We start from the raw sequence: 19,998 nt of genomic DNA, 5'->3' as shown, positions 1-19,998 counted from the left end.
CCGATCATGCGCGAGAATTCCCGGATCGGCCCATCGGGTGACCGACTCAGCCCATCTGATAGTGAGTGGCCGCACCCGGTCCCCACGGAATTCCGGTGGCCCACCAGATGAAGAACAGCAGTCCCCACAGGATGAACATGGCGAAGGACAGTGGGATCGTGAATGAGAGCACCGTGCCGATGCCGGCATCCTTCTTGTATCGCTGGATGAAGCCGAGGACGACGACGAAGTACGGGCTCATCGGGGAGATGATGTTCGTCGTCGAGTCACCGATGCGGTAGAGAGCCTGTGTGGTCTCCGGGGAGATCGACAGCAGCATGAACATCGGGACGAGCACCGGTGCCATGAGCGTCCACAGTCCCGAGCCGGAGGTGAGGAACAGTGCACCCACTGCGACGAGCAGCCATCCACCGAGGAGGATGACGAACGGTCCGGTGTTGAGCGCCCCGAAGACCTCGGCACCCTTGATCGCCATGATCTCGCCGAGGTTGGACATCTTGAACAGCGCGAGGAACTGGCTGGCGGCGAAGAACAGGACGATGACCGGTACGAACGGCAGCAGCCCCTTGCCCATCATCTCCGGGATATCGGCGGTGTGCTTGATCGATCCGGTGGCGTAGCCGTAGACGATGCCGACGATGAAGAAGCCGAAGCCGATGATCGCGGCGATTCCGGCCATCAGACCCGAATCGGGACCGAAGCCTCCGGCTTCATCGCGGAGGAATGACCCGGCGGGCCAGGCGAGGGCGAACAGCACCGCCGCGCAGATGACGATGGCGACAACGGCGATGATGATTCCGCGCTTCTCGTTGGCGTCGAGGGCCATCTTGACGTCGAAGTTGTCAGGATCGTCGTCGGTCTCCTCGTCGAGTTCGATCTGGTCGGCTCGCTTGGACAGAACCAGCTCGGTCACCAGGGTCACCGCGGCAGCGACGACGAACATGGAGATGAAGTTGAAGTAGAAGTTCGCGACCGGGCTGACGGAGTAGTCGGCGTCGATGATCTGGGCGGCCGAGGTGGACAGGCCGCCGAGGATCGTGTCGAGCGAGTTGACCATCGGAGCCGCCGAATAGCCTCCCGAGGTCGCGGCATAGGCGACGAGGCAGCCGAGCAGCGGATTGCGGCCGACGGCTTTGAACGCGAGTCCGCCGAGGGGAATCATGATCATGTAGGACGCGTCCGAGGCGATCGATGAGGCGGTTCCGGCCAGGGCGACGATGAACGTGATCCACTTCGGCGAGGCTCCGGCGATGGTTCCGCGCAGCATCGCCGGGATGAGTCCGGACTGCTCGGCCACGGCTACGCCGATGAGCACGATGAGGACGAGTCCCAAAGGCGGGAAGGTGACGAAGTTGTTCGTGGCTCCCGCGACGATCTCACGCAGCGACTCGGTGGAGAAGAGATTCGTCACCGTCACTTTCTCGTCCGTTGCCGGGTTGACGGCGTTGAGCCCGGTGGACGCGAAGATCGCCGAGAGGATCATGACGATGACTGCCAGCGAGAGGAACAGCCAGAACGGGTGGGGCAGTTTGTTGCCGGCCTTCTCGATGATGACGAGGACGCGCATCAGCCAGCTGAGTTCTGACTTGTCGCTCTGCTTCTCATCGGTGGCAGCGGAGGTGCTCGCCATAGGGGTCTCCTCGGTCGTCTCGGCACCGATCGGTGCGCTGGGCCGTGTGCCGCACATGTGAGTGCGATCACGTCGAAGAGACAAGTATCTTGAACAATCCCCGTTGTGTCACGGCGGTCTCAAATACCGGATGCACCGGGGTGGGGCGCCACCCGAACCCCGCCGAGGCGGTCGTGCGGTTCCGTTCTCACCGACGTCGGTGAATGTGCGAGGGCGCCGACCGCAGAATCTGCGATCGGCGCCCTCTCGACCGGCAGGCGACTCAGCACCTCAGAACAGGGTGGGCCGCCTCGGCGATATCAGCGTTCGAGGTCGCCGCGGATGAACGCTTCGACGGCTTCGTGGGCGGCGTCGTCGTCCTGCTGCTCCGGGGGCGACTTCATGAAGTACGAGGAGGCGGAGATGAGGGCTCCGCCGATTCCGCGGTCGAGGCCGATCTTCGCCGCACGCACCGCGTCGATGATGACGCCGGCGGAGTTCGGCGAGTCCCACACCTCGAGCTTGTATTCCAGGGACACTGGGGCGTCGCCGAAGTTGCGGCCTTCGAGGCGGACGAAGGCCCACTTGCGGTCGTCGAGCCATTCGACGTAGTCGCTGGGTCCGATGTGGACGTCGCGGTCGGACAGCTGGGCGGAGGTGTTCGAGGTCACGGCCTGAGTCTTCGAGATCTTCTTCGATTCGAGGCGCTGCCGCTCGAGCATGTTCTTGAAGTCCATGTTGCCGCCGACGTTGAGCTGGTAGGTCCGGTCGAGGACGACGCCGCGGTCTTCGAACAGCTTCGCCATCACACGGTGAGTGATGGTCGCACCGATCTGGGACTTGATGTCGTCGCCGACGATGGGGACACCTGCGGCGCGGAACTTCTCGTCCCATTCCTTGGTGCCGGCGATGAACACGGGCAGGGCATTGACGAAGGCGACCTTCGCGTCGATCGCGGCCTGAGCATAGAACTCGACGGCCTTCTGCGAACCGACGGGCAGGTAGCACACGAGGACATCCGCCTCGGCGTCCTTGAGCGCCTTCACCACGTCGACGGCCTCGCGGTCGGATTCGACGATCGTGTCGCGGTAGTACTCGCCGAGTCCGTCGAGGGTGGGTCCGCGCAGGACCTCGATGCCGGTCGGCTCCACATCGGCGAGCTTGATGGTGTTGTTCTCGCTGGCGGTGATCGCCTCGGCGATGTCGACGCCGACCTTCTTGCCGTCGACGTCGAAGGCGGCAACGAAATCGATGTCACCGACGTGATAGTCCCCGAATTCCACGTGCATGAGGCCGGGAACCTTCGTCCCGGGCGACGCGTTCCGGTAGTACTCCACGCCTTGGATCAGGGACGAGGCGCAGTTGCCCAGTCCGGCAATCGCGACTCGAATCGATTTCGTTCCCACAATTCTCCTTTGTCTGTTTGGGTTTCACCGAGCGGCGGGAATGTCCCACGCGGGCGGTTGGCCCTGTAGGGCTTCGCTTCGGCCCCAACTATCCATAATAATCTCCGCGTCAAAATGCCGGACACCGGCCTTCGAACGCGGCAGTGCTCGTCTCAGCTGACGACCAGAGGTTCGAGAACCAGGTCGGGGTGGTTCTTCTGCACGCCCTGCAGCCGCCACCGGTCGGAGAACAGCGCCAGCAGCTCTCCATCGGAACGGTGGAGGACCTCGACCGAGCGTTCCCGTGCCAGGGTCGGCACGCATTCGGGAGTGGTACGTCGGGCGAGGGAGAAGTTGAGACGCTCCAGGGTGCAGGGAGCGTTGAATTCGTTGGTCATCCGGTCTTCGGCGACTTCGAACTGCATGGGTCCGACGGCGCCGAGCACGGGTGCCTGATCACCGCGCAGATCCGAGCGCAGCACCTGGATGACGCCTTCGTGGTCGAGCTGTTCGATGCCGCGGCGGAACTGCTTGTACTTCGAGGAGTCCTTGGCGCGGATGACCATGAAGTGTTCGGGTGAGAACGTCGGGATGCCGGGGAACTCGACCTTTTTGTCGAGGTAGAGGGAGTCACCGACGCGCAGGGCGGAGGCGTTGACCAATCCGACGACATCTCCCGGGAACGCTTCGTCGACGACATCGCGGTCGCGACCGAAGACCTGCTGAGCGTATTTCGTGGCGAAGGGCTTGCCGGTGCTGGCGTGAGTGAGCACGGTTCCGCGTTCGAAGACTCCCGAACAGACTCGGATGTAGGCGAGTCGGTCGCGATGGTGGGAGTCCATTCCGGCCTGTACCTTGAAGACGAATCCGGAGAAGGGATCGTCGACGGGGCGGGGCTGGTCGTCCTTGTCCAGGCGGGCCTCGGCGGGCGGGGCGAGGTCGACGAGGAGGTCGAGGAGTTTGTGGATGCCGAAGTTGAGCACGGCCGAGGCGAACATCACCGGGGTCGACTTGCCGGCGAGGAAGGTCTCCTGGTCGTGGTTCTGGTCTTCCATCTCCAGCAGATCGGACTCGTCGACAGCGGTCGTCCACGCATCGCCTTCGAGGTCAGCAGCCGCTTCGGACGTGTAGGTGTCCTCACCGGCGATCGTGGCGCCTCCGTCGGTGCGGGTGTATTTCGTGTACTCGCCACTGGTGCGGTCGAGGACTCCGCGGAAGTCTCCGGACTGGCCGACGGGCCAGGTGATCGGGGTGGGCAGGAGGCCGGTGCGCTGCTGAACCTCGTCCATGAGTTCGAGCGCGTCGAGGCCGGGACGGTCCCACTTGTTGACGACCGTGATGATCGGGATATTGCGGTGGGCACAGACTTCGAAGAGCTTCATCGTCTGTGCCTCGAGGCCTTTGGCGGCATCGATGAGCATGACGGCGCAGTCGACGGCGGAGAGCACACGGTAGGTGTCCTCGGAGAAGTCGGCGTGGCCAGGGGTGTCGACGAGGTTGAACACGGCGTCGCGGTACTCGAACTGCAGGGCGGCGGAGGAGATCGAGATTCCGCGGTCCTGCTCCATCTGCATCCAGTCGGAGACGGTGGCGCGGCGACCGGCCTTGCCGTGGGTGGCTCCGGCCTGGCCGATGGCGCGGGCGTGGAGGGCGAGCGCCTCGGTGGTCGTCGATTTGCCCGCGTCGGGGTGGGAGATGACAGCGAACGTGCGGCGGCGGGACGCCTCGTGTCGGATGTCCTTGACGGAATACTGGCCAGAAGTCACCGCAATATCCTATCGTTCTTCGCGCCCATCCGGCGTGTCCGTTCAGTCACAGTGTGGGGCCAGCTTGTGCCGGGCGTCCGGCGGCCGGAACCGTATGTGCGAGGAGGCCCGTGGGGCGTTGCATCCAGCGTCCTGTCGGAATCGGCCCATATGCTGGGGGACGATGTCTGAGGAATTCGTCGAATACGCCGGCCGTTCGGAGCCGAAGGAACGCTGGCTCAAAGCCTTGCCGCTCATCGTCTCGGGAGTCCTTGGAGTCCCGCTGCTGTGCGCGGCGATCTGGTTCTCCTGGCAGATAGCGCAGACGACGAAGTACCTCTTCGATCTCGGCACCTCCGGCACCGAGGCGGCCGGGATGGTGCTGCTCAGCCTGTCCGGGGCCTTCTGCCTCATCTTCTATCTCGCGTTCCTCTTCATCGGCACTCGCCGTCGCACGTGGAAGTGGCGCATCTGGTGGAGCGTCGCCACCCTTCTTGCCGCCGGAGCTCTGCCGTTGTGGTGGCTCTGCAGCGGCTTCTTCGCCGACGTCTGACCCTCACCCGCTGCCGAGACGGCCGCTGACCCACACAGGTCCTCGCAATTCCTACGTTTGGCGGCAACACCTCCCGCTGGCGACTTCTCCTACAGGTACTCGCGCGTCACTCACTCTTCGTGACACAACGCCCCTCTGCAACCAGGTGTTGTGCCGCTGCCGGTGAGGGATGCTCGGGTCAGAGCTGGGCGAGAGCCTTCGCGATGCGCTTCTCCGACACCGGATGTGCCGTGCCCAGCGAATTCGCGAACAGCGACACCCGCAGCTCTTCGAGCATCACAACGACTTCGACCCATTCGGCAGGCAGCGACACGATCAGCTGCGGCCACTCGGCCTTCGCCAGTGCCGGGAATCGATTGCCGATCTTCTTGACCACATCGCTGCTGCAGCCGGTGACTCGATCCATGAGCTGCTTGTCACGGATCGGCGAGTCCTGCATTCCGCCGATGCGCACCACTTCGGCCTGCACCCAGCGGGGCAGCTCGCGCAGCATCTGCGGAGTCATCGCCGCAATGGCGGCTGCGGTCGTCCGGGAGGCTCGCCACGCCTGCACATCGGCGAGGTTGGACAGGATCGCCAACGAGGATGCCTTCGAAACGAGTTTGTCGAGCTCGGTCGCCGCCTGCAGCGCCTTCATCAGGGACGGCAGCAGCGATGAACAGGTCAGCGGCAGCTCGGCGTCGACGTCCTTTCGCAGCTGCGCGAACTCATCGGCGTTGGCCACCCATGACGTCTCGGCCGGCCCCAACCGGTCGGCGACGAGGCCGCGGATCCCGACACGAATCAGTCCGACCAGGAGCTCGTCGGCGGTCTTCTGATGACCGGCGAGGATGAGCTTCTCCTGAGTGGTCAGCCCGTCCTGCAGGTACTTCAGTGCGTCAGACGTGTGCTGGCCCAGCAGGGTGATGATCGCTTCTCGCGTGGCCAGGCGCGCTTGTGCTGCGGTGTCGAAGGCCACGAGGTCGACCGATGTCGCACGGTCCGCGAGCCCCGGAACGACACCGACTGCGGCCTGATCGGGATCGGCCAGCTCACCGAACGACCAGTCCGTCAGACCGGTCTTCGGGGTGAACGCGCTCTGCTTCTGGCGGGCCTTGCGCACCTGGGGTGTGGCTTTCGTTCTCAGAGCAGACAGATCCTCGCCGAGACCGACGGTCTTCTTTCCATCGACGACCCGGAAGGTCAGCCGCAGATGGGCGGGGATCCGCGATCGGTCGAAATCGTCGGCGGTGACCGTGATCGGCACGAGGTCGTTCAGCCCTCCCCCGCCGGCGCGTTCGCTCAAGTACGCGGCGAGCACGTCCGGCAGGTTTCCCTGGTACGGGGTGAGCGCCGGCAGGATCTCGCGGGCGACGTCGGGAGCGGGAACGAAGTAGCGGCGTTTGCTCTTCGGCAATGACCGGATATAGGCGGCGACGAGTTCTTCGCGCAGGCCGGGGACCTGCCAGCTGAATTCGTCCGCGTCGACCGCGGGCACCGCCTCGGCGGGGATCTCCACGGTCACCCCGTCGTCGGTGCTGCCGGGGTCGAAGGAGTAGCGCAGCTTCGCCCGCGTACCGTCGGTCAGTTCCCATTCCATCGGGAAATCCGAGGCCACCGAGGCGGTCAGCTCCTCACTGTCGTCGCTGAGCAGCACCGAGGTGGTGAGGTCGAGCAGGTGCGCGTCCCGTCGTTTCTGCTTCTTCCACCACCCCCGGAAATCCGCCGCCGAGGTGATCCCCTCCGGAATCCGTTCGTCGAAGAATTCGTAGAGGGCATCGTCCTGGTCGAGCACGCGACGGTTCCGTGTCCGCGAAGCCAGTTCCTCGGCCTCGTCGATGACGGCCGCGTTGTGTTCGAGGAAGCCGAAGCGTTCGTGCCAGTCGCCTTCGATGAGACCCTTGCGGATGAACGCGTCCCGGGCGGCCTCGGCGTCGATGGTGCCGTAGCCGGCACGACGGTCGCTGACAAGAGTGACCCCGTAGAGGGAGATCTTCTCGTACACCATCGATGCGCCGGCCTTCGTCGACCAGTGCGGATCCGAATGTTGGCGGGTGACCAGGTCACCGGCGGCTCCGACGACCCAGTCCGGGTCGATCGCGGCCACGGTGCGGGCCCACAGGCGGGAGGTCTCGACGAGTTCGGCAGCCATGACGAAGTCGGGGTTGACCTTGAAGAGTCCGGATCCGGGGAAGATCGCGAATCGGGTGCCGCGAGCTCCCTGATAGTCCTTGTGCCGCTCCGACCGTGAGCCGATCATCGTCAGCAGACCGGTGAGCAGGGACCGGTGGATGGCGGCGGCATGCGGGTCGAGTTTGGCAGCCGCCACCTGCTTCCCGGTGTCCCCGGCCGGACCGGTCGCGCCCTGCTTCTTCGCGCTGCGTTTGGCGGCGCTGAGCTCGGCGAATCCGATCTTGCCGTTCGCACCTCGTCCGCCCTGAGCGCTTCCTTCGCCCCGACCGCCGCGGGTGCCCTGACCGCCAGGAGCATTCTGACCCTCACGACCTCGACCGCTGCGACCGCCTTGACCACGGTCGGAACCGTCACCGGACCCAGCAGCATTCGTCTTGCCGCCCTCGCTATCGAGCGCGGATACGGCCGTGTCGGCATCGTCGCCCGGCTGCCAGACGGATCTCTCGATGCGAATGCCGGCCGAGCCGAGCAGAGAACGCAGCTGACCGACGAGGTCCTGCCATTCGCGGATGCGCACGAAGTTGAGGAACTCGTCCTTGCAGCGGCGACGGAACTTCGAGGATCCCATGTCCGCCTGCAGACTCTGCAGGTAGTTCCACAGGTTGAGGTAGGACAGGAAGTCACTGCCTCGGTGGGTGAATCGGGCGTGCTTCTCATCGGCGGCGGCTCGGACCTCCGCCGGACGTTCCCGCGGGTCCTGGATGGACAGCGCGGCGACGATGACGGTGACCTCTCCCCCGCAGCCGGCCTCCGCCCCGGCGATGACCATTCGGGCCAGGCGGGGGTCGATCGGCAGCACTGTGAGTTTCCGACCGATCTCGGTGACGTGGATCTTCCCTGCCGAGTCGCTGGTCAGCGCCCCGAGTTCGGTGAGCATCGTCCGTCCGTCACGGACGGCCCTGGCCTCTGGCAGGGTGAGGAATGGGAAGTCGAGGATCTCCTGATCGCTTGCGGCGAATCCCAGTGAGGCCATCTGCAGGATGACGCTGGCGAGGTTCGTGCGCAGGATCTCCGGATCGGTGAATTCGGGACGCGAGTCGAAGTCGTCTTCCGAGTACAGGCGGATGCAGATGCCGTCACTGGTGCGCCCGGAGCGGCCTTTGCGCTGGTTCGCACTGGCTTGGGAGATACGCTCGATCGGCAGTCGCTGCACCCGGGTGCGGTTGGAGTAGCGGGAGATGCGGGCGGTGCCGACGTCGATGACGTATTTGATTCCGGGCACCGTCAGCGAGGTCTCGGCGACGTTCGTGGCCAGGACGATGCGAGGTCGTGAATGGGGTTGGAAGACCTTCTGCTGCTCCCCCGCCGAGAGTCGGGCGAACAGCGGCACGACCTCCCAGCTGCTCATCCGCGGACGTCTGCGCAGGTGGTCGGTCAGGGCATCGGCCGTGTCGCGGATCTCCCGTTCGCCGGAGAGGAAGACGAGGATGTCACCGGGTGCCTCGGCTGCGAGTTCATCGACGGCGGCGATGATTCCGTCGGTCTGCTCCTCGACTCCGGTTTCGTAGTTCCCGGATTCGCCGGGCCCGTCGACATCGTCATCGGCAGGATCGTCCCCGAGAGGCCGGTACCGCACCTCGACGGGGAAGGTGCGGCCTTCGACGGAGATGATCGGAGCGTCATCGAAGTGAGCGGAGAACGATTCGGGGTCGATCGTCGCCGAGGTGATGATGACTTTGAGGTCGGGACGTCGGTCGAGCACTTCCTTGAGATAGCCGAGGAGGAAGTCGATGTTGAGGCTGCGTTCGTGTGCCTCGTCGATGATGATGACTTCGTAGTCGCGCAGCAGTTTGTCGCGCGAGAGCTCGGACAGCAGAATGCCGTCGGTCATCACCTTCACCCGAGTGGAATCGGCGACCTGCGCGGTGAACCGCACCTGGTAGCCGATGGTGCTGCCGAGCTCCTCGTCGAGTTCGTCGGCGATGCGCTCGGCCACAGTCCGGGCGGCGATGCGCCGAGGCTGGGTGTGGCCGATGAGTCCGTCGACCCCGAGGCCGAGGTCGAGGCAGATCTTCGGCAGCTGGGTGGTCTTTCCCGATCCCGTCTCGCCGGCGATGATGACGACCTGGTTGTCCCGGATCGCCTCGGCGATCTCGTCCTTCGCCGCGGTGACCGGCAGATCCTCGGGGTAGGTGACGGTGACCGGATGGGCAGCGCGGGCGTCCTTGAGCCGGGCTCGGCGCTGCTGATGGTGCGCTGCCGTGATTCTGCGTCGCTGCTGCGAACGCCCACGTCCGTTCTTCCCGCGCCGAGGCGGCCGTCCTGGATTCGTGTTCGCTGGGGTGGTCGACGGGGTCGGGTTCTCTTCTGCCATTGCGTCTCCCAGCTTAGCGGCAATGCCCAGACTCGGCCCCGCCCAGGCGGGTTACTCCCCGCCGCCCCAGAGTGGGGCGAGCGCCGAGTAGAGCTGCTGGATGCCGAGGATGATGAACAGCAGTGCCGTGATCGCCAGAGCGATGTTCGTGTGCAGCTTGTTGGCCCATTCCTTGGGGATCTTCTTGCCGTTGAGGAGCCCGAGCAGAGTGACTGCGAGGAACGGCATGAACAGCGAGCCGAGGACGCCGTAGGCGAGGATGAGTCCGATCGGTTTGCCGAGGATGAACAGCAGCATCGGCGGGAACGTCAGCCACAGCACATAGAACTTGAAGTACTTGCCGCCGGTCAGGGTGTCGGGATGTCCGCCCGGCTTCTTGCGCATATGGCCCCAGAAGTCGGCGAACATCAGGGACACTCCGTTCCAGACTCCGATGATCGAGGAGAAGGAAGCGGCCCAGAATCCGACGAGGAAGCCGATGCCCACGACCTCGCCGTAGCGGGCTTTGAGGACGTCGGCGAGGTCGAGCAGTCCCTTGTCCTCGGCAGAGATCGAGACTCCCGCGGCACGGACGACCTCGGCACCGACGATGAGCATAGCGATGACGAAGATGCCGGTCATCACGTAGGCCATCGAGTTGTCGATGCGCATCACCCGCATCCACTTCGGAGTGTGCCAGCCCTTCTCACGCAGCCAGTAGCCGTAGGCGGCCAGGGTGATGGTGCCGCCGACGCCTCCGGCGAGCGCGAGCGTGTAGATCACTCCGCCCTCGGGGATGATGGGGATCAGTCCGGTGAGCATATCGGGAATGTTCGGGGCGGCGATGATCGCCAGTCCCACGACGGTGATGAACATGATCCCGACGAGGACGGCGGTGATCTTCTCGAACACGCCGTAGCGGCCGAACCACACCATGACGAAGCCGGCCAGGCCCATGAGCACCGACCACACTGTGAGGTTGAGGCCGGGGAAGAGCGCGGCCAGCGGAAGCGCCGCCGAACTCATCGCCGTGGCTCCGTAGACGAAGCCCCAGATGATGATGTACGGCCCGAAGTACCACGTGGTCCAGCGGCCGAGCGATCGCCACCCCTCGAAGATCGTCTTGCCGGTCGCGAGGCTGAACCTGCCGGCTCCTTCGACGAGGACGATCTTGAGGATGACGCCGACGATCACTGCCCACAGCAGTCCGTAGCCGAACTGGCTGCCGGCCACCAGGGTCGCCACCATATCCGCGGCACCGACGCCGGTGGCCGCGACGACGAGGCCGGGACCGATGACCTTCCATTTGGCCGGGCCGGAGGCCTCTTCGATTCCGGAAACGGTCTCTGCGTCGCCCCCGTAGCCGGGGCCGGAACCGTTCGACTGCTCACTCATGGAGTTTTTCGCTTTCATCTTCGGCCGCGCACAGACTCACCGAGCGGTCGGGGATCCTCCATCGGGTTCTCCCGCATTTCGGCGGCGCAGCGGTCTCAGCATGTCCACAGTCATGATAGGTGACAACGGCGCTGTCGTGTCATCGGTCACCATCCCTCGCGACGGTCGGCCCCGTCCCGCCGCGCCTCAGAAACGGTCGGCGATGGTTCGCAGGCGTTCGAGATACGTGTCGTGGTCGAAGTCCTCCGGGAGGTTCGGAGCTGCCTCGGAGAGTCCGGCGGCGCCGTCGATGCCTTCCCGGACAATGTCGATCTGGCCCACATGCCGGGTGAGGTCGACGAGGACGTGAACCATGATCTGTCCCAAGGTGGTCTCGTCGCGGCCCGTGGGCCAATGCGGCACCCGTCCCGGCGAATCCAGGCTGAGCGAGTCGATGGTCTCGTCGGCGAAGTCTGAGACGCGAGTGTAGAAGTCGAGCAGATACGCGGTCGTCTCGGACTCGGTCGCGCACCAGTCGGCCTGCGGATCGAGGTCGATGTCCGCGTCGCTGACGACCTCTTCCCGGTTCGGCCAGGTTCGGCCGAAAGTGTCGCCGAAGTAGACGATCTCGACCTGTGCCATGTGTTTGAGTGCGCCGAGGAGGTTGAATCCGGTCGGGGTGCGCGGCCACCTCAGGGACCTCTCATCGAGTCCGGACAGCTTCCATCGCAGGTTCGTCCGACCCCGGCGCAGGGACTCCTGCAGGAAGGACTTCATCGTCTCGTCGTCGCTCATGAGCATAGGCTTCCACACCATCTCTGCGCCGTCTACGGTTATCCTCGAAGGGTGAGTGAGAACAATTCGTCGCAGGACTCCCGCAGCCGCATCGCCCGACGGGTCTTCCCCGACGGAGTCGACCCCGATCCTCGCTTCACCCTGGCCAACGAGCGGACCTTCCTGTCCTGGATCCGCACCGCGTTGGCGTTCATCGGCGGCGGAATCGCCGTCGAGGCCTTCACCTCGGAGATCTTCGGCACCGGTCTGCGGGCGACCCTGTCGATCGTGCTCATGGTCATCGGCTTCATCCTCGCCGCCGGTGCCGCCGTCCGCTGGCATCGCATCGAATCGGCGATGCGTCGCAAGACCTCGCTGCCGCTGCCGCTCATCATCCCCATCGTCAGCCTCGCCTCGGCGCTGGGAGCCGGTCTCCTCGTCCTGGTGTTCGCCGGCCTACTGTGATGCCGACCCGCTCACCGCGACCGCAGCCGCATGACGATCCGGCTCTGCAGCCGGAACGCACCGTCCAATCATGGCTGCGCACGAGTCTGACGATGACGGTCGTCAGCCTCATCTTCATGCGCTTCATCCACGTCTTCCAAGGCTGGTCGGTGGCGCTCTTCGTCGTGTGCATGGGCATGGCCATCGTCGCCATCGCCATGCAGGTCAGACGCTACCGGCTAGGTTCGGTCTCGATTCGGGCCGAACGCGGTCGGCCGTCGCCGTGGGCGGTCATCTTCCTCACCACCTCGGTGTGCCTCATTTCGGTGCTGAGCATCGCCTCGGTCATCAAGATCAGCCTGCTCTGAGGCTCTCCAGCCGCTCAACCTCCCAGACCTCCTGATCGGCATCCCACCTGCTCCCGATCGACACCGCGCACGCCCACCGCGCATGCCGCGTTATGAGACCGCCGTCCGGTCCGCTGAACTGCACGCCTAAACTGGTGCGTATGAAGGATGCACGCGAAGTCTCCACCGCCCCACTCGTCGCCGTCGGCCTCATCGGCGGCTTCCTCACCGCCCGCGAGACCGGGATCCGCCCCCTCGGCGGAGTCGTCCTCGCCGCAGCGGGTGCCTACGCCGCCCGCTCCTGGTATGTGAAGAAGGGCTGGCCCGCCGCCACCGGACTGAGCTTGGCCTACCTCGGCGGGTTCGGTGCCTCCCATCCCCTGGCGAAGAAGATCGGCGCATGGCCGGCCGTGTTCGCCGTCAGTGCGGTCAGCGCCGCAGCCTCCTATGTCGTCTCCGATATCGCCGAGGCGGACTGACCCCACCGCCGAGGAGGCCCGACCTCCGCACCCCGCCGCGGATTCCGCCCGGCGACGATCCCGACCGTCCCGAACTGATACCCGCTCTACGGGACTGACACCAGCCGCACCAGACTGACCGCGGCACTCCCAGACGCAGGAAGCGAGGAGCCGAGCAGCCCATGCTGGCCGTATTCGAAGGTTTCGCCGTCATCGCCGGAGTCATTCTGGTCGGGTTCGTCCTCGGCCGCTCCGGCGTTCTCGGTCCGCACGGTCAGCAGGTCATCGCGAAGCTCGTCTTCTACGCCGGCACCCCGACGCTGCTCTATATCACAGTCTCCGAGACCGACCTCGGGCTGATCTTCAACACCGCGCTCTTCGCCACCGGCGGCTCGGCGCTCATCGTCGGTGCCGCTCTCTTCGTCCTCACTAAGTGGATCAGAAAGCGCAGCACCGGGGAGGCGATGTTCTCCGCGTGGGCGACCAGCTACGTCAACATCGGCAATCTCGGCATCCCGATCGCCGCCTATGTCCTCCGCGACATCGGCTATGTCGCCCCGGTCCTGCTCTTCCAGCTGCTCGTCCTCGCCCCCATCGGCATGGCCGTGCTCGACGGTGCGGGCAAGAAGCAACATGATTCGCACTGGTACTCCGCGATCCTCCAAGTGCTCAAGAACCCCATCGTCCTCGGTGCTGCAGCCGGTGTGGCCGCCTCGGCGACGGGCTTCGAGCTGCCGCGCTTCGTCTTCGAGCCCATCGACATGATCGGCGCCACCGCGGTCCCGGGTGCCCTGTTGGCGTTCGGCATCTCGCTTAAGGACGGGTGGGGAATCCCCGTCAAGGGCAGCCGCGCACAGCTGAGCTACATCACCGGCGCCAAACTCATCGCTCAACCGGTCATCGCGTGGGCCATCGGCGGCCCTCTGCTCGGCTACGACGGGGTCGACCTCTTCGCCATCGTCGTCACCTCCGCGCTGCCGACCGCGCAGAACGTCTACATCTACTCGATGCAGTACCGACAATCCGAGGCGCTCATGCGCGATGCCGTCTTCATCACCACCGTGCTCTCCGTTCCGGCTCTCGTCATCATCGCCGCCCTCCTCGGCTGACTCCGCGAAATCGGCCGCCGTGGCGTGTCCTCCCGGGCTAGGACCCTGTGGTCACTGACAATGGGGATGTGTCCAGAGACGAGAAGAACGAGACCGAAGACCTCCTGAGCAGGCGGATGAGTTCAGGGTCTGCCAGTGCTGCCGATAAGCAGTCGCAGGCCCCTCTGGAGGCGGCCAATGATCCCTCGACCGACACCGAGGCGTTCGATCCGATCACGGATCCCATCGCCGAGGATGCCCCCAAGCATTCCGCGGATGCGAAGCCCTCGACGGGCCCGGTGAGGGTGACTCCCGCCCACTCGACGAATCCGGCCTCTCAGCCCGCGAGCACGCGTACCGCCGATCACACCGCCGCGCAGAAGTCCGCCGGCACGGATTCGGCCGCCGTTGCATCGACAGCCGGGGCATCATCCTCGACCGATACCGGGACCACACGCGAGGTGCCGCAGAATGCGCGCACCGCAGTGATGAGCGAAGCCGATTGGGCCGCCGTGTCGAAGGCGGCGACGTCGACCGATGCCCGCGATCCCGAGGTGCCCGAACGACGCCGGTCCGTGCTCGATGTCATCGGCACAATCTGGATCATGCTCGCCACCCCCTTCGTCCTGTTGGCTCTGGCAGTGCGCTTCGTCGCCTCGGGGATCTTCCTCAAGTTCGAGTACTTCCGGCCCGGCTTCCCGGCCGATCGGTTCGGCTTCAGTGCCGCCGACCGTGAGCACTACGGGACCTATGTCATCGACTACCTGCACAACTTCGATTCCCGGCGCTACCTCGCCGATATCGTCATGCCCAACGGAGAGCCGATCTTCATCTCCGACGAGCTCAGCCATATGGCTGACGTCAAGGGTCTGATCTCGCTGCTCTACCTCGTGGCTCTCGTCGGCATCATCGGATCTGTGCTGTTCGGCATCTACATGTGCCGCAAGAACGGATCGGGCATCCATGCAGGCGTGCGTCTGGGGTCGATCTTCAGCATCATCTTCATGGCCGCTGTCGCCGTTGTCGCCGTCCTCGGCTGGGACAGCTTCTTCCGCGGGTTCCACAAGGTGTTCTTCGCCGATGGGACCTGGGAGTTCTACGCCGATGATTCGCTCATCCGCCTCTTCCCGCCTCAGTTCTGGGTCGATGCGGGCATCGCCGGCGGCGGGCTCTTCGTGCTCCTGGCGATCATCCTCTTCCTGCTCAGCTTCACCGGGCACAAGAAGCGCCGGGCGCTGCGCAAGGCACGGAAGGACGCCGCCGCAGAGATCTGATTCGGTTTCGCCGCAGTCCGGAGCATCGGCCTCCGGCGGCACAGAGGCGCGTCATTGCACAGCGGGTTCGAGTCCCGCTCCACGGTTCCGGCCGGGTGGTCTTTCCCCTTCCACCCGGCCGAATTTCTGTCCGAAATCATCCGCGTATGAGACCAGCGATCTCCGATCCCCCGCCTCGGTGACGGTGGACGACTGCGGGCTAGTCGTCGACGGCGTCGCGGCCGCGGCGGACGAGCAGCGGGTCGGCTTCGTAGACGACCGAGGGGTCTTTGTCCTCATAGTCGAACTGGTTGAGGAAGTAGCGCATCGCGTTGAGGCGGGCGCGTTTCTTGTCATTGCTCTTGATCGTGATCCACGGAGCGTGGTCGGTGTCCGTGCGGCGGAACGTCTCTTCCTTCGCCTCCGTGTAGTCGTCCCAGCGATCGAGGGACTCGAGATCCATCGGTGAGAGCTTCCACCGCCGCACCGGGTCGATCTGACGGATCGCAAACCGGGTCCGCTGCTCTCTCTGGGTCACGGAGAACCAGAACTTCGTGACGTGGACTCCGGAGTCGATGAGCATCTTCTCGAACACCGGAGCCTGTTCCATGAAGGTCTCGTATTCGTCGTCGGTGCAGAATCCCATGACCCTCTCGACGTTGCCCCGGTTGTACCAGGAGCGGTCGAACATGACGATCTCCCCGCTCGTGGGCAGGTGGGAGATGTAGCGCTGGAAGTACCACTGTCCGGCTTCGCGGTCGGAGGGTTTGTTGAGTGCGACGACGCGGGCGGCACGCGGGTTGAGGTGTTCGGTGAAGCGTTTGATCGTTCCGCCCTTGCCGGCGGCGTCACGACCTTCGAAGACGATGACGTGTTTGGCGCCCGTGTCCTGACCCCAGTACTGGAATTTCAGCAGTTCGACCTGCAGTCTGTACTTCTCGAGTTCGTACTCTTCCCGGTCCATCTGTTCGTCGTACGGGTATCCTTCCCGCCACGTTTCGACGGCCCGGCCCATGGGGTCGATGAGGTGCGGATCCGTGGTCTGACTGTCCTCGACGGTGTACCCTTCGAGGCGGAGTTTGTCGATGTACTCCCGCAGATTCTCTTGGAACAGATTGTTCACGAGATCCTTCCCTTTCGCTGTCGACACCGGGGTGTGCCTCGTGCACGATAATGTGCCGAGATGAATATCAGGTTATGCGATCGACGTCGCGTCGCGGGATGATTCCGACGCTCAACAGTGGGGCGATGGCGATGAGTCCGAAGGACAGCGGGTAGCCGAATGCCGTCACCAGGGCACCGAATCCGGGGCCGAGCAGGGCCGACATGACGAACTGTCCCGTGTTCTGGGCTCCCAGCGCTTTGCCCGACCAGCGCGGTCCGGCGGCTTCGGCGACCGAGGCGAAGGCCAGTCCGTTGTCGGCCACGGAGACGGCTGAGGCGAGGATGAAGACGACTGCGGCGACGGCGGGCAGCTCCGTCAACGACAGGATGGCGATGGCCACGACGACGATCACGGCTGCGACGGCGACGATGCGCATGAGGCCGACGCGGGATCCCGTGCGGTCGGAGAGCGCGCCGACGACCATGCGGCCGACTGCTCCGACGATCTGCGCGATCGCGACGATCGCTCCGGCGGCGCCCGCGCCGATCCCTTGGACGACGATGAGCCAGACGAGTCCGTAGGTGGAGAACGCGAACTGCGGGACGACGAGGAGCGCGGAGACCGCGTGGATGCGCCACAGGAAGGAGTCGCTGCGGTAGGGATTGATCGTCGAGGCGGCGCTGGGCTTCCCCTCCCCCGCCGAGGCGGTGCCCGGTTCGTTCTGTCCGTGTCGTTCCGCCTCCGGTAGGGTGTCGCGGTCGGGGTCGGCCACCTCGGCGCGGGTGGGGGTCGGGTCCGGTGGGTTGCGGATGAGGGCGAAGCAGATGAGGGCGAGGACGCCGGTCACGGCGGCGACGAACCAGAGGTAGGCGGGGAATCCGCCGGCCGCGGCGATCGGTGGGATGGTCACAGCGGCCACGCTCGTGCCCAGTGGTTGGGACATCTGGCGAATGCCCATGGCCAGTCCTCGGCGGTGGCGGGGGAACCAGCCCATGACGACGCGGCCGGATGCAGAGTTGACCGAGGCGGCCGCGGCACCGGAGGCGGCGATGACAATGACCATCCAGATCGGCGAGTCGACGACGAGCACGGCGGCGGCCGAGAAGGCAGCCGTCAGTCCGATGCCCAATGTCATCGCCAGACGTTCGCCGAATCGGTCGGCGAATGCGCCCCAGGCGATGAGGGTGAGGATGAGTCCGAAGCTCGGTGCGGCCGCGACGGTGCCGGCCTGGGTGAGTGTGAACCCGAGGTCGGAGTGCATATAGGGGATGAGGAAGGCGGGTCCGGCGATCGCGATGGTCGCCGCCATCTGCGTGAGGACGCCGACGACGAGGATCACCCAGGCCTGCCGGGTGGGTCCGTTCGTCGTCATCGTTCCAGGTTAGCCGTGTGCCCGGATCGTCCGCGGAATGTCTCAGATCGCGGTGGCCGGGCTTTGCCGATAAAGTGTGTTCTGAGCATTCCCCCTATAGCCCAATCGGCAGAGGCAGTCGACTTAAAATCGATTCAGTGTGGGTTCGAGTCCCACTGGGGGGACCATTCTTCGTCGTCGTCGAGTACCGACCGAGATCGCCGAATCGCGTCGAGTGCGGCATGATCGTCCTATGCCGTTCCTTCTTCTCAGCCCAGGTCAGGCACCGTTGCCGATCGCCTCCGTCGACGATGATCTCGCCCGCAGCCAGCACGGTCCCGCCGTTATCATCACCGCCACCGAGGCGGCCTCCCCCACCGCGACAGACGACTCCACCGCAGCCGATTTCCCTCCGCTGGGTCGCCCGGTCGCCTTCCGTGAAGCTGGAGGCGACTGGACGGAGATCGGCTTCGAGGCAGCCGATCATTGGGTGCAGATGGGTTCGGACCTGCGCAGCCGCCTCGTCGAGGATCATCTTGCGACGCTCAACGTCGCCGAGTTCAAACAGGCGACGAACGGCGGCAGCGCCTCGATCATCACGAACAACTGGGTCTACTCCGGTTCACCTCGGGTCTATCGCGTCGCCGGAGAGCTGCGTGATTTCGTCACCGTGCTCGGACAGCTCTCCCGCGGCTGATCCCTATTGCTGCTCCTCCGCAGTACGAGTGTGACAGCATCCGCCACACTCGACTGGTCGACATGCGACCCATCGTCTCTGCCGAAACGCCCGCACCAGCCGCCGGTTGACCGTTAGGCTCCGGTCACCGGAACGCTCGCAATCCCGCGGACGCATGTGCCTCGTCATGGCGGTCCCGGTTCTCGACGATCTCCGCGACGTTGGCCTCCGCCCACTTCCGAAGCGCGGCCACAGGATCCTGCAGCGATCGCCCGAGATCGGTGAGCGAGTATTCCACCCGCGGTGGCACCTCGCCGAAGACCTCGCGCTCGATGAGGCCATCGGCGACAAGCGATCGCAGGGTCGAGGTCAGCACCTTCGGGGTGATCCCGCCGATGGCCAGCCGGATCTCGTTGAAACGCTTCGGACCGGAATCGAGAATGTCGACGATAAGCACCGTCCACTTGTCTCCGACGCGATCGAGAACCACTCGGGTCGGACATTCAGGGTCGAAGGCATCGCCTTCCCAGCGAACTTTCATACTCATAGCCCAATAGTATCCTTGAGGTACTCGATATCCAAAAGATACCTTAGGAGAGTCAGACTACGACATCCACCGTGCACCGCAGTCGCGCCGCACGAAGAACGAAGGGACTCTTATGAAGATCGCACTCTTTGGAGCATCGGGAATGATCGGCTCTCGCGTCGTCGCCGAGGCGGCCTCTCGCGGGATCGAGGTCACCGCCATCACCCGCTCCGGCACCGAGGTGGCCGGAGCGACCCGCTCAGTCGCCGGCGACATGGCCGATGCGGAGCTCGGAGCACGCATGGCCGCCGATCACGATGTCATCGTCTCCACCACCGGACCCAGCCGCACGGGCGGGGACCACCAGGAATGGCTCGAAGCTCTGTCGGCCCTGGCGAAGGCCAGCGGCGATACGCGACTGTTCGTCGTCGGCGGTGCCGGTTCCCTGTTCGCCGGGGACACGATGCTCAAGGACACCGAGGGCTTTCCTCCCGCGTACAAGGCTGAGGCAGAGACCGGCACGAAGGCCCTCGAGCTTCTTCGTGCCGCGAACCCGTCCCCGTGGACGCTCATCTCCCCCGCCCCGGAGATCGCTCCGGGTGAGCGCACCGGTTCCTACAATGTCGAGCTCGAGGTGCCCGCGGGCGACTCGATCTCGGCCGAGGACTTCGCCGTAGCCATGGTCGATGAGATCGCCGAGCCTGCGCACATCGACGCCCGCTTCACCGTGGCGAACTGAGCAGGACGCACTCGCAGCAGGGCCTGCAGATATGACTGACGCCGGGGATGCATCTGCATCCCCGGCGTCAGTCGTCTCATCAGGGCTTGTCGCCGGATGGCACCGG

At 65.1% G+C, this 19,998-nt stretch carries 17 protein-coding genes and 1 tRNA gene; 9 read left to right on the top strand and 9 right to left on the bottom strand.

Going from position 1 to position 19,998, the window contains the following annotated elements:
• Positions 1–46: 46 nt before the first annotated feature.
• From AC239G_RS06635 to AC239G_RS06625, 3 genes are all read right to left on the bottom strand, one after another.
• On the bottom strand, positions 47–1,630 hold the full coding sequence (locus tag AC239G_RS06635; RefSeq protein ID WP_181270307.1) for an AbgT family transporter: 1,584 nt from the start codon (positions 1,628–1,630) through the stop codon (positions 47–49).
• Between the two features lie 299 nt (positions 1,631–1,929).
• Entirely contained in the window at positions 1,930–3,015 is a 1,086-nt protein-coding gene (locus AC239G_RS06630; RefSeq protein WP_101545123.1) for an inositol-3-phosphate synthase, read from the bottom strand.
• A gap of 152 nt (positions 3,016–3,167) precedes the next feature.
• On the bottom strand, positions 3,168–4,760 hold the full coding sequence (locus tag AC239G_RS06625) for a peptide chain release factor 3 (protein ID WP_181270306.1): 1,593 nt from the start codon (positions 4,758–4,760) through the stop codon (positions 3,168–3,170).
• Between the two features lie 163 nt (positions 4,761–4,923).
• On the opposite strand from AC239G_RS06625, the gene AC239G_RS06620 reads away from it, so the two are divergent.
• Complete coding sequence (locus AC239G_RS06620; protein ID WP_181270305.1) at positions 4,924–5,292, top strand: hypothetical protein; 369 nt, start codon at positions 4,924–4,926, stop codon at positions 5,290–5,292.
• A gap of 178 nt (positions 5,293–5,470) precedes the next feature.
• On the opposite strand, the gene hrpA is transcribed toward AC239G_RS06620, so the two are convergent.
• The 3 genes from hrpA to AC239G_RS06605 all read right to left on the bottom strand — a co-directional run bounded on the left by hrpA (position 5,471) and on the right by AC239G_RS06605 (position 11,926).
• The gene (gene hrpA / locus AC239G_RS06615) at positions 5,471–9,778 is read right to left on the bottom strand and encodes an ATP-dependent RNA helicase HrpA (protein ID WP_487489992.1); all 4,308 of its coding nucleotides are present in this window, start codon (positions 9,776–9,778) and stop codon (positions 5,471–5,473) included.
• A gap of 51 nt (positions 9,779–9,829) precedes the next feature.
• The gene (locus AC239G_RS06610) at positions 9,830–11,152 is read right to left on the bottom strand and encodes an Nramp family divalent metal transporter (RefSeq protein WP_218973669.1); all 1,323 of its coding nucleotides are present in this window, start codon (positions 11,150–11,152) and stop codon (positions 9,830–9,832) included.
• Between the two features lie 186 nt (positions 11,153–11,338).
• Complete coding sequence (locus AC239G_RS06605) at positions 11,339–11,926, bottom strand: DinB family protein (RefSeq protein WP_420097526.1); 588 nt, start codon at positions 11,924–11,926, stop codon at positions 11,339–11,341.
• 51 nt (positions 11,927–11,977) lie between these two features.
• Between AC239G_RS06605 and AC239G_RS06600 the strand changes: the two genes are divergently transcribed.
• The 5 genes from AC239G_RS06600 to AC239G_RS06580 all read left to right on the top strand — a co-directional run bounded on the left by AC239G_RS06600 (position 11,978) and on the right by AC239G_RS06580 (position 15,516).
• A complete protein-coding gene (locus AC239G_RS06600; protein WP_139469651.1) occupies positions 11,978–12,370 on the top strand; it encodes a YidH family protein in 393 nt (130 codons plus the stop codon).
• Positions 12,370–12,717: a DUF202 domain-containing protein gene (locus tag AC239G_RS06595; protein ID WP_139907387.1), complete on the top strand. Its 348-nt coding sequence runs from the start codon at positions 12,370–12,372 to the stop codon at positions 12,715–12,717. Before AC239G_RS06600 ends, AC239G_RS06595 begins: the two co-directional genes overlap by 1 nt.
• A 140-nt stretch (positions 12,718–12,857) precedes the next feature.
• On the top strand, positions 12,858–13,175 hold the full coding sequence (locus AC239G_RS06590; protein WP_229663872.1) for a hypothetical protein: 318 nt from the start codon (positions 12,858–12,860) through the stop codon (positions 13,173–13,175).
• A gap of 161 nt (positions 13,176–13,336) precedes the next feature.
• On the top strand, positions 13,337–14,263 hold the full coding sequence (locus AC239G_RS06585) for an AEC family transporter (RefSeq protein ID WP_139469653.1): 927 nt from the start codon (positions 13,337–13,339) through the stop codon (positions 14,261–14,263).
• Positions 14,264–14,331: 68 nt separating this feature from the next.
• Positions 14,332–15,516: a TIGR01906 family membrane protein gene (locus AC239G_RS06580; protein WP_139469654.1), complete on the top strand. Its 1,185-nt coding sequence runs from the start codon at positions 14,332–14,334 to the stop codon at positions 15,514–15,516.
• 199 nt (positions 15,517–15,715) lie between these two features.
• Here the strand turns inward: AC239G_RS06580 and ppk2 are convergent, their stop codons facing one another.
• On the bottom strand, positions 15,716–16,618 hold the full coding sequence (ppk2, locus tag AC239G_RS06575; RefSeq protein WP_139469655.1) for a polyphosphate kinase 2: 903 nt from the start codon (positions 16,616–16,618) through the stop codon (positions 15,716–15,718).
• A 67-nt stretch (positions 16,619–16,685) separates the two neighbouring features.
• Positions 16,686–17,972 carry an MFS transporter gene (locus AC239G_RS06570; protein ID WP_172168655.1) on the bottom strand — a complete coding sequence of 429 codons (1,287 nt, stop codon included), beginning with the start codon at positions 17,970–17,972 and terminating at the stop codon, positions 16,686–16,688.
• Between the two features lie 90 nt (positions 17,973–18,062).
• On the opposite strand from AC239G_RS06570, the gene AC239G_RS06565 reads away from it, so the two are divergent.
• Both AC239G_RS06565 and AC239G_RS06560 read left to right on the top strand, forming a co-directional pair.
• Positions 18,063–18,139: transfer RNA gene (locus AC239G_RS06565), tRNA-Leu, on the top strand.
• Positions 18,140–18,204: 65 nt separating this feature from the next.
• A complete protein-coding gene (locus tag AC239G_RS06560; protein WP_139469657.1) occupies positions 18,205–18,648 on the top strand; it encodes a hypothetical protein in 444 nt (147 codons plus the stop codon).
• A 124-nt stretch (positions 18,649–18,772) separates the two neighbouring features.
• Here AC239G_RS06560 and AC239G_RS06555 read toward each other — a convergent pair whose 3' ends face one another.
• On the bottom strand, positions 18,773–19,168 hold the full coding sequence (locus tag AC239G_RS06555) for a winged helix-turn-helix transcriptional regulator (protein ID WP_219922142.1): 396 nt from the start codon (positions 19,166–19,168) through the stop codon (positions 18,773–18,775).
• A 118-nt stretch (positions 19,169–19,286) separates the two neighbouring features.
• Between AC239G_RS06555 and AC239G_RS06550 the strand changes: the two genes are divergently transcribed.
• Positions 19,287–19,892 carry an NAD(P)-dependent oxidoreductase gene (locus tag AC239G_RS06550; protein WP_139469658.1) on the top strand — a complete coding sequence of 202 codons (606 nt, stop codon included), beginning with the start codon at positions 19,287–19,289 and terminating at the stop codon, positions 19,890–19,892.
• Positions 19,893–19,998: the final 106 nt, after the last annotated feature.

This window comes from Brevibacterium sp. Lmc1, assembly GCF_057654315.1.
The sequence above is the reverse complement of the archived record's forward strand: the minus strand, read 5'-3'. Positions and strand labels throughout refer to the sequence as shown.

Coding starts and splice junctions, on each gene's coding strand:
- AC239G_RS06635 (WP_181270307.1), bottom strand. CDS start 1,630: ATGGCGAGCACCTCCGCTGCCACCGATGAGAAGCAGAGCGACAAGTCA.
- AC239G_RS06620 (WP_181270305.1), top strand. CDS start 4,924: ATGTCTGAGGAATTCGTCGAATACGCCGGCCGTTCGGAGCCGAAGGAA.
- hrpA (WP_487489992.1), bottom strand. CDS start 9,778: ATGGCAGAAGAGAACCCGACCCCGTCGACCACCCCAGCGAACACGAAT.
- AC239G_RS06610 (WP_218973669.1), bottom strand. CDS start 11,152: ATGAGTGAGCAGTCGAACGGTTCCGGCCCCGGCTACGGGGGCGACGCA.
- AC239G_RS06605 (WP_420097526.1), bottom strand. CDS start 11,926: ATGAGCGACGACGAGACGATGAAGTCCTTCCTGCAGGAGTCCCTGCGC.
- AC239G_RS06595 (WP_139907387.1), top strand. CDS start 12,370: ATGCCGACCCGCTCACCGCGACCGCAGCCGCATGACGATCCGGCTCTG.
- AC239G_RS06590 (WP_229663872.1), top strand. CDS start 12,858: ATGAAGGATGCACGCGAAGTCTCCACCGCCCCACTCGTCGCCGTCGGC.
- AC239G_RS06585 (WP_139469653.1), top strand. CDS start 13,337: ATGCTGGCCGTATTCGAAGGTTTCGCCGTCATCGCCGGAGTCATTCTG.
- AC239G_RS06570 (WP_172168655.1), bottom strand. CDS start 17,972: ATGACGACGAACGGACCCACCCGGCAGGCCTGGGTGATCCTCGTCGTC.
- AC239G_RS06560 (WP_139469657.1), top strand. CDS start 18,205: ATGCCGTTCCTTCTTCTCAGCCCAGGTCAGGCACCGTTGCCGATCGCC.
- AC239G_RS06555 (WP_219922142.1), bottom strand. CDS start 19,168: ATGAAAGTTCGCTGGGAAGGCGATGCCTTCGACCCTGAATGTCCGACC.
- AC239G_RS06550 (WP_139469658.1), top strand. CDS start 19,287: ATGAAGATCGCACTCTTTGGAGCATCGGGAATGATCGGCTCTCGCGTC.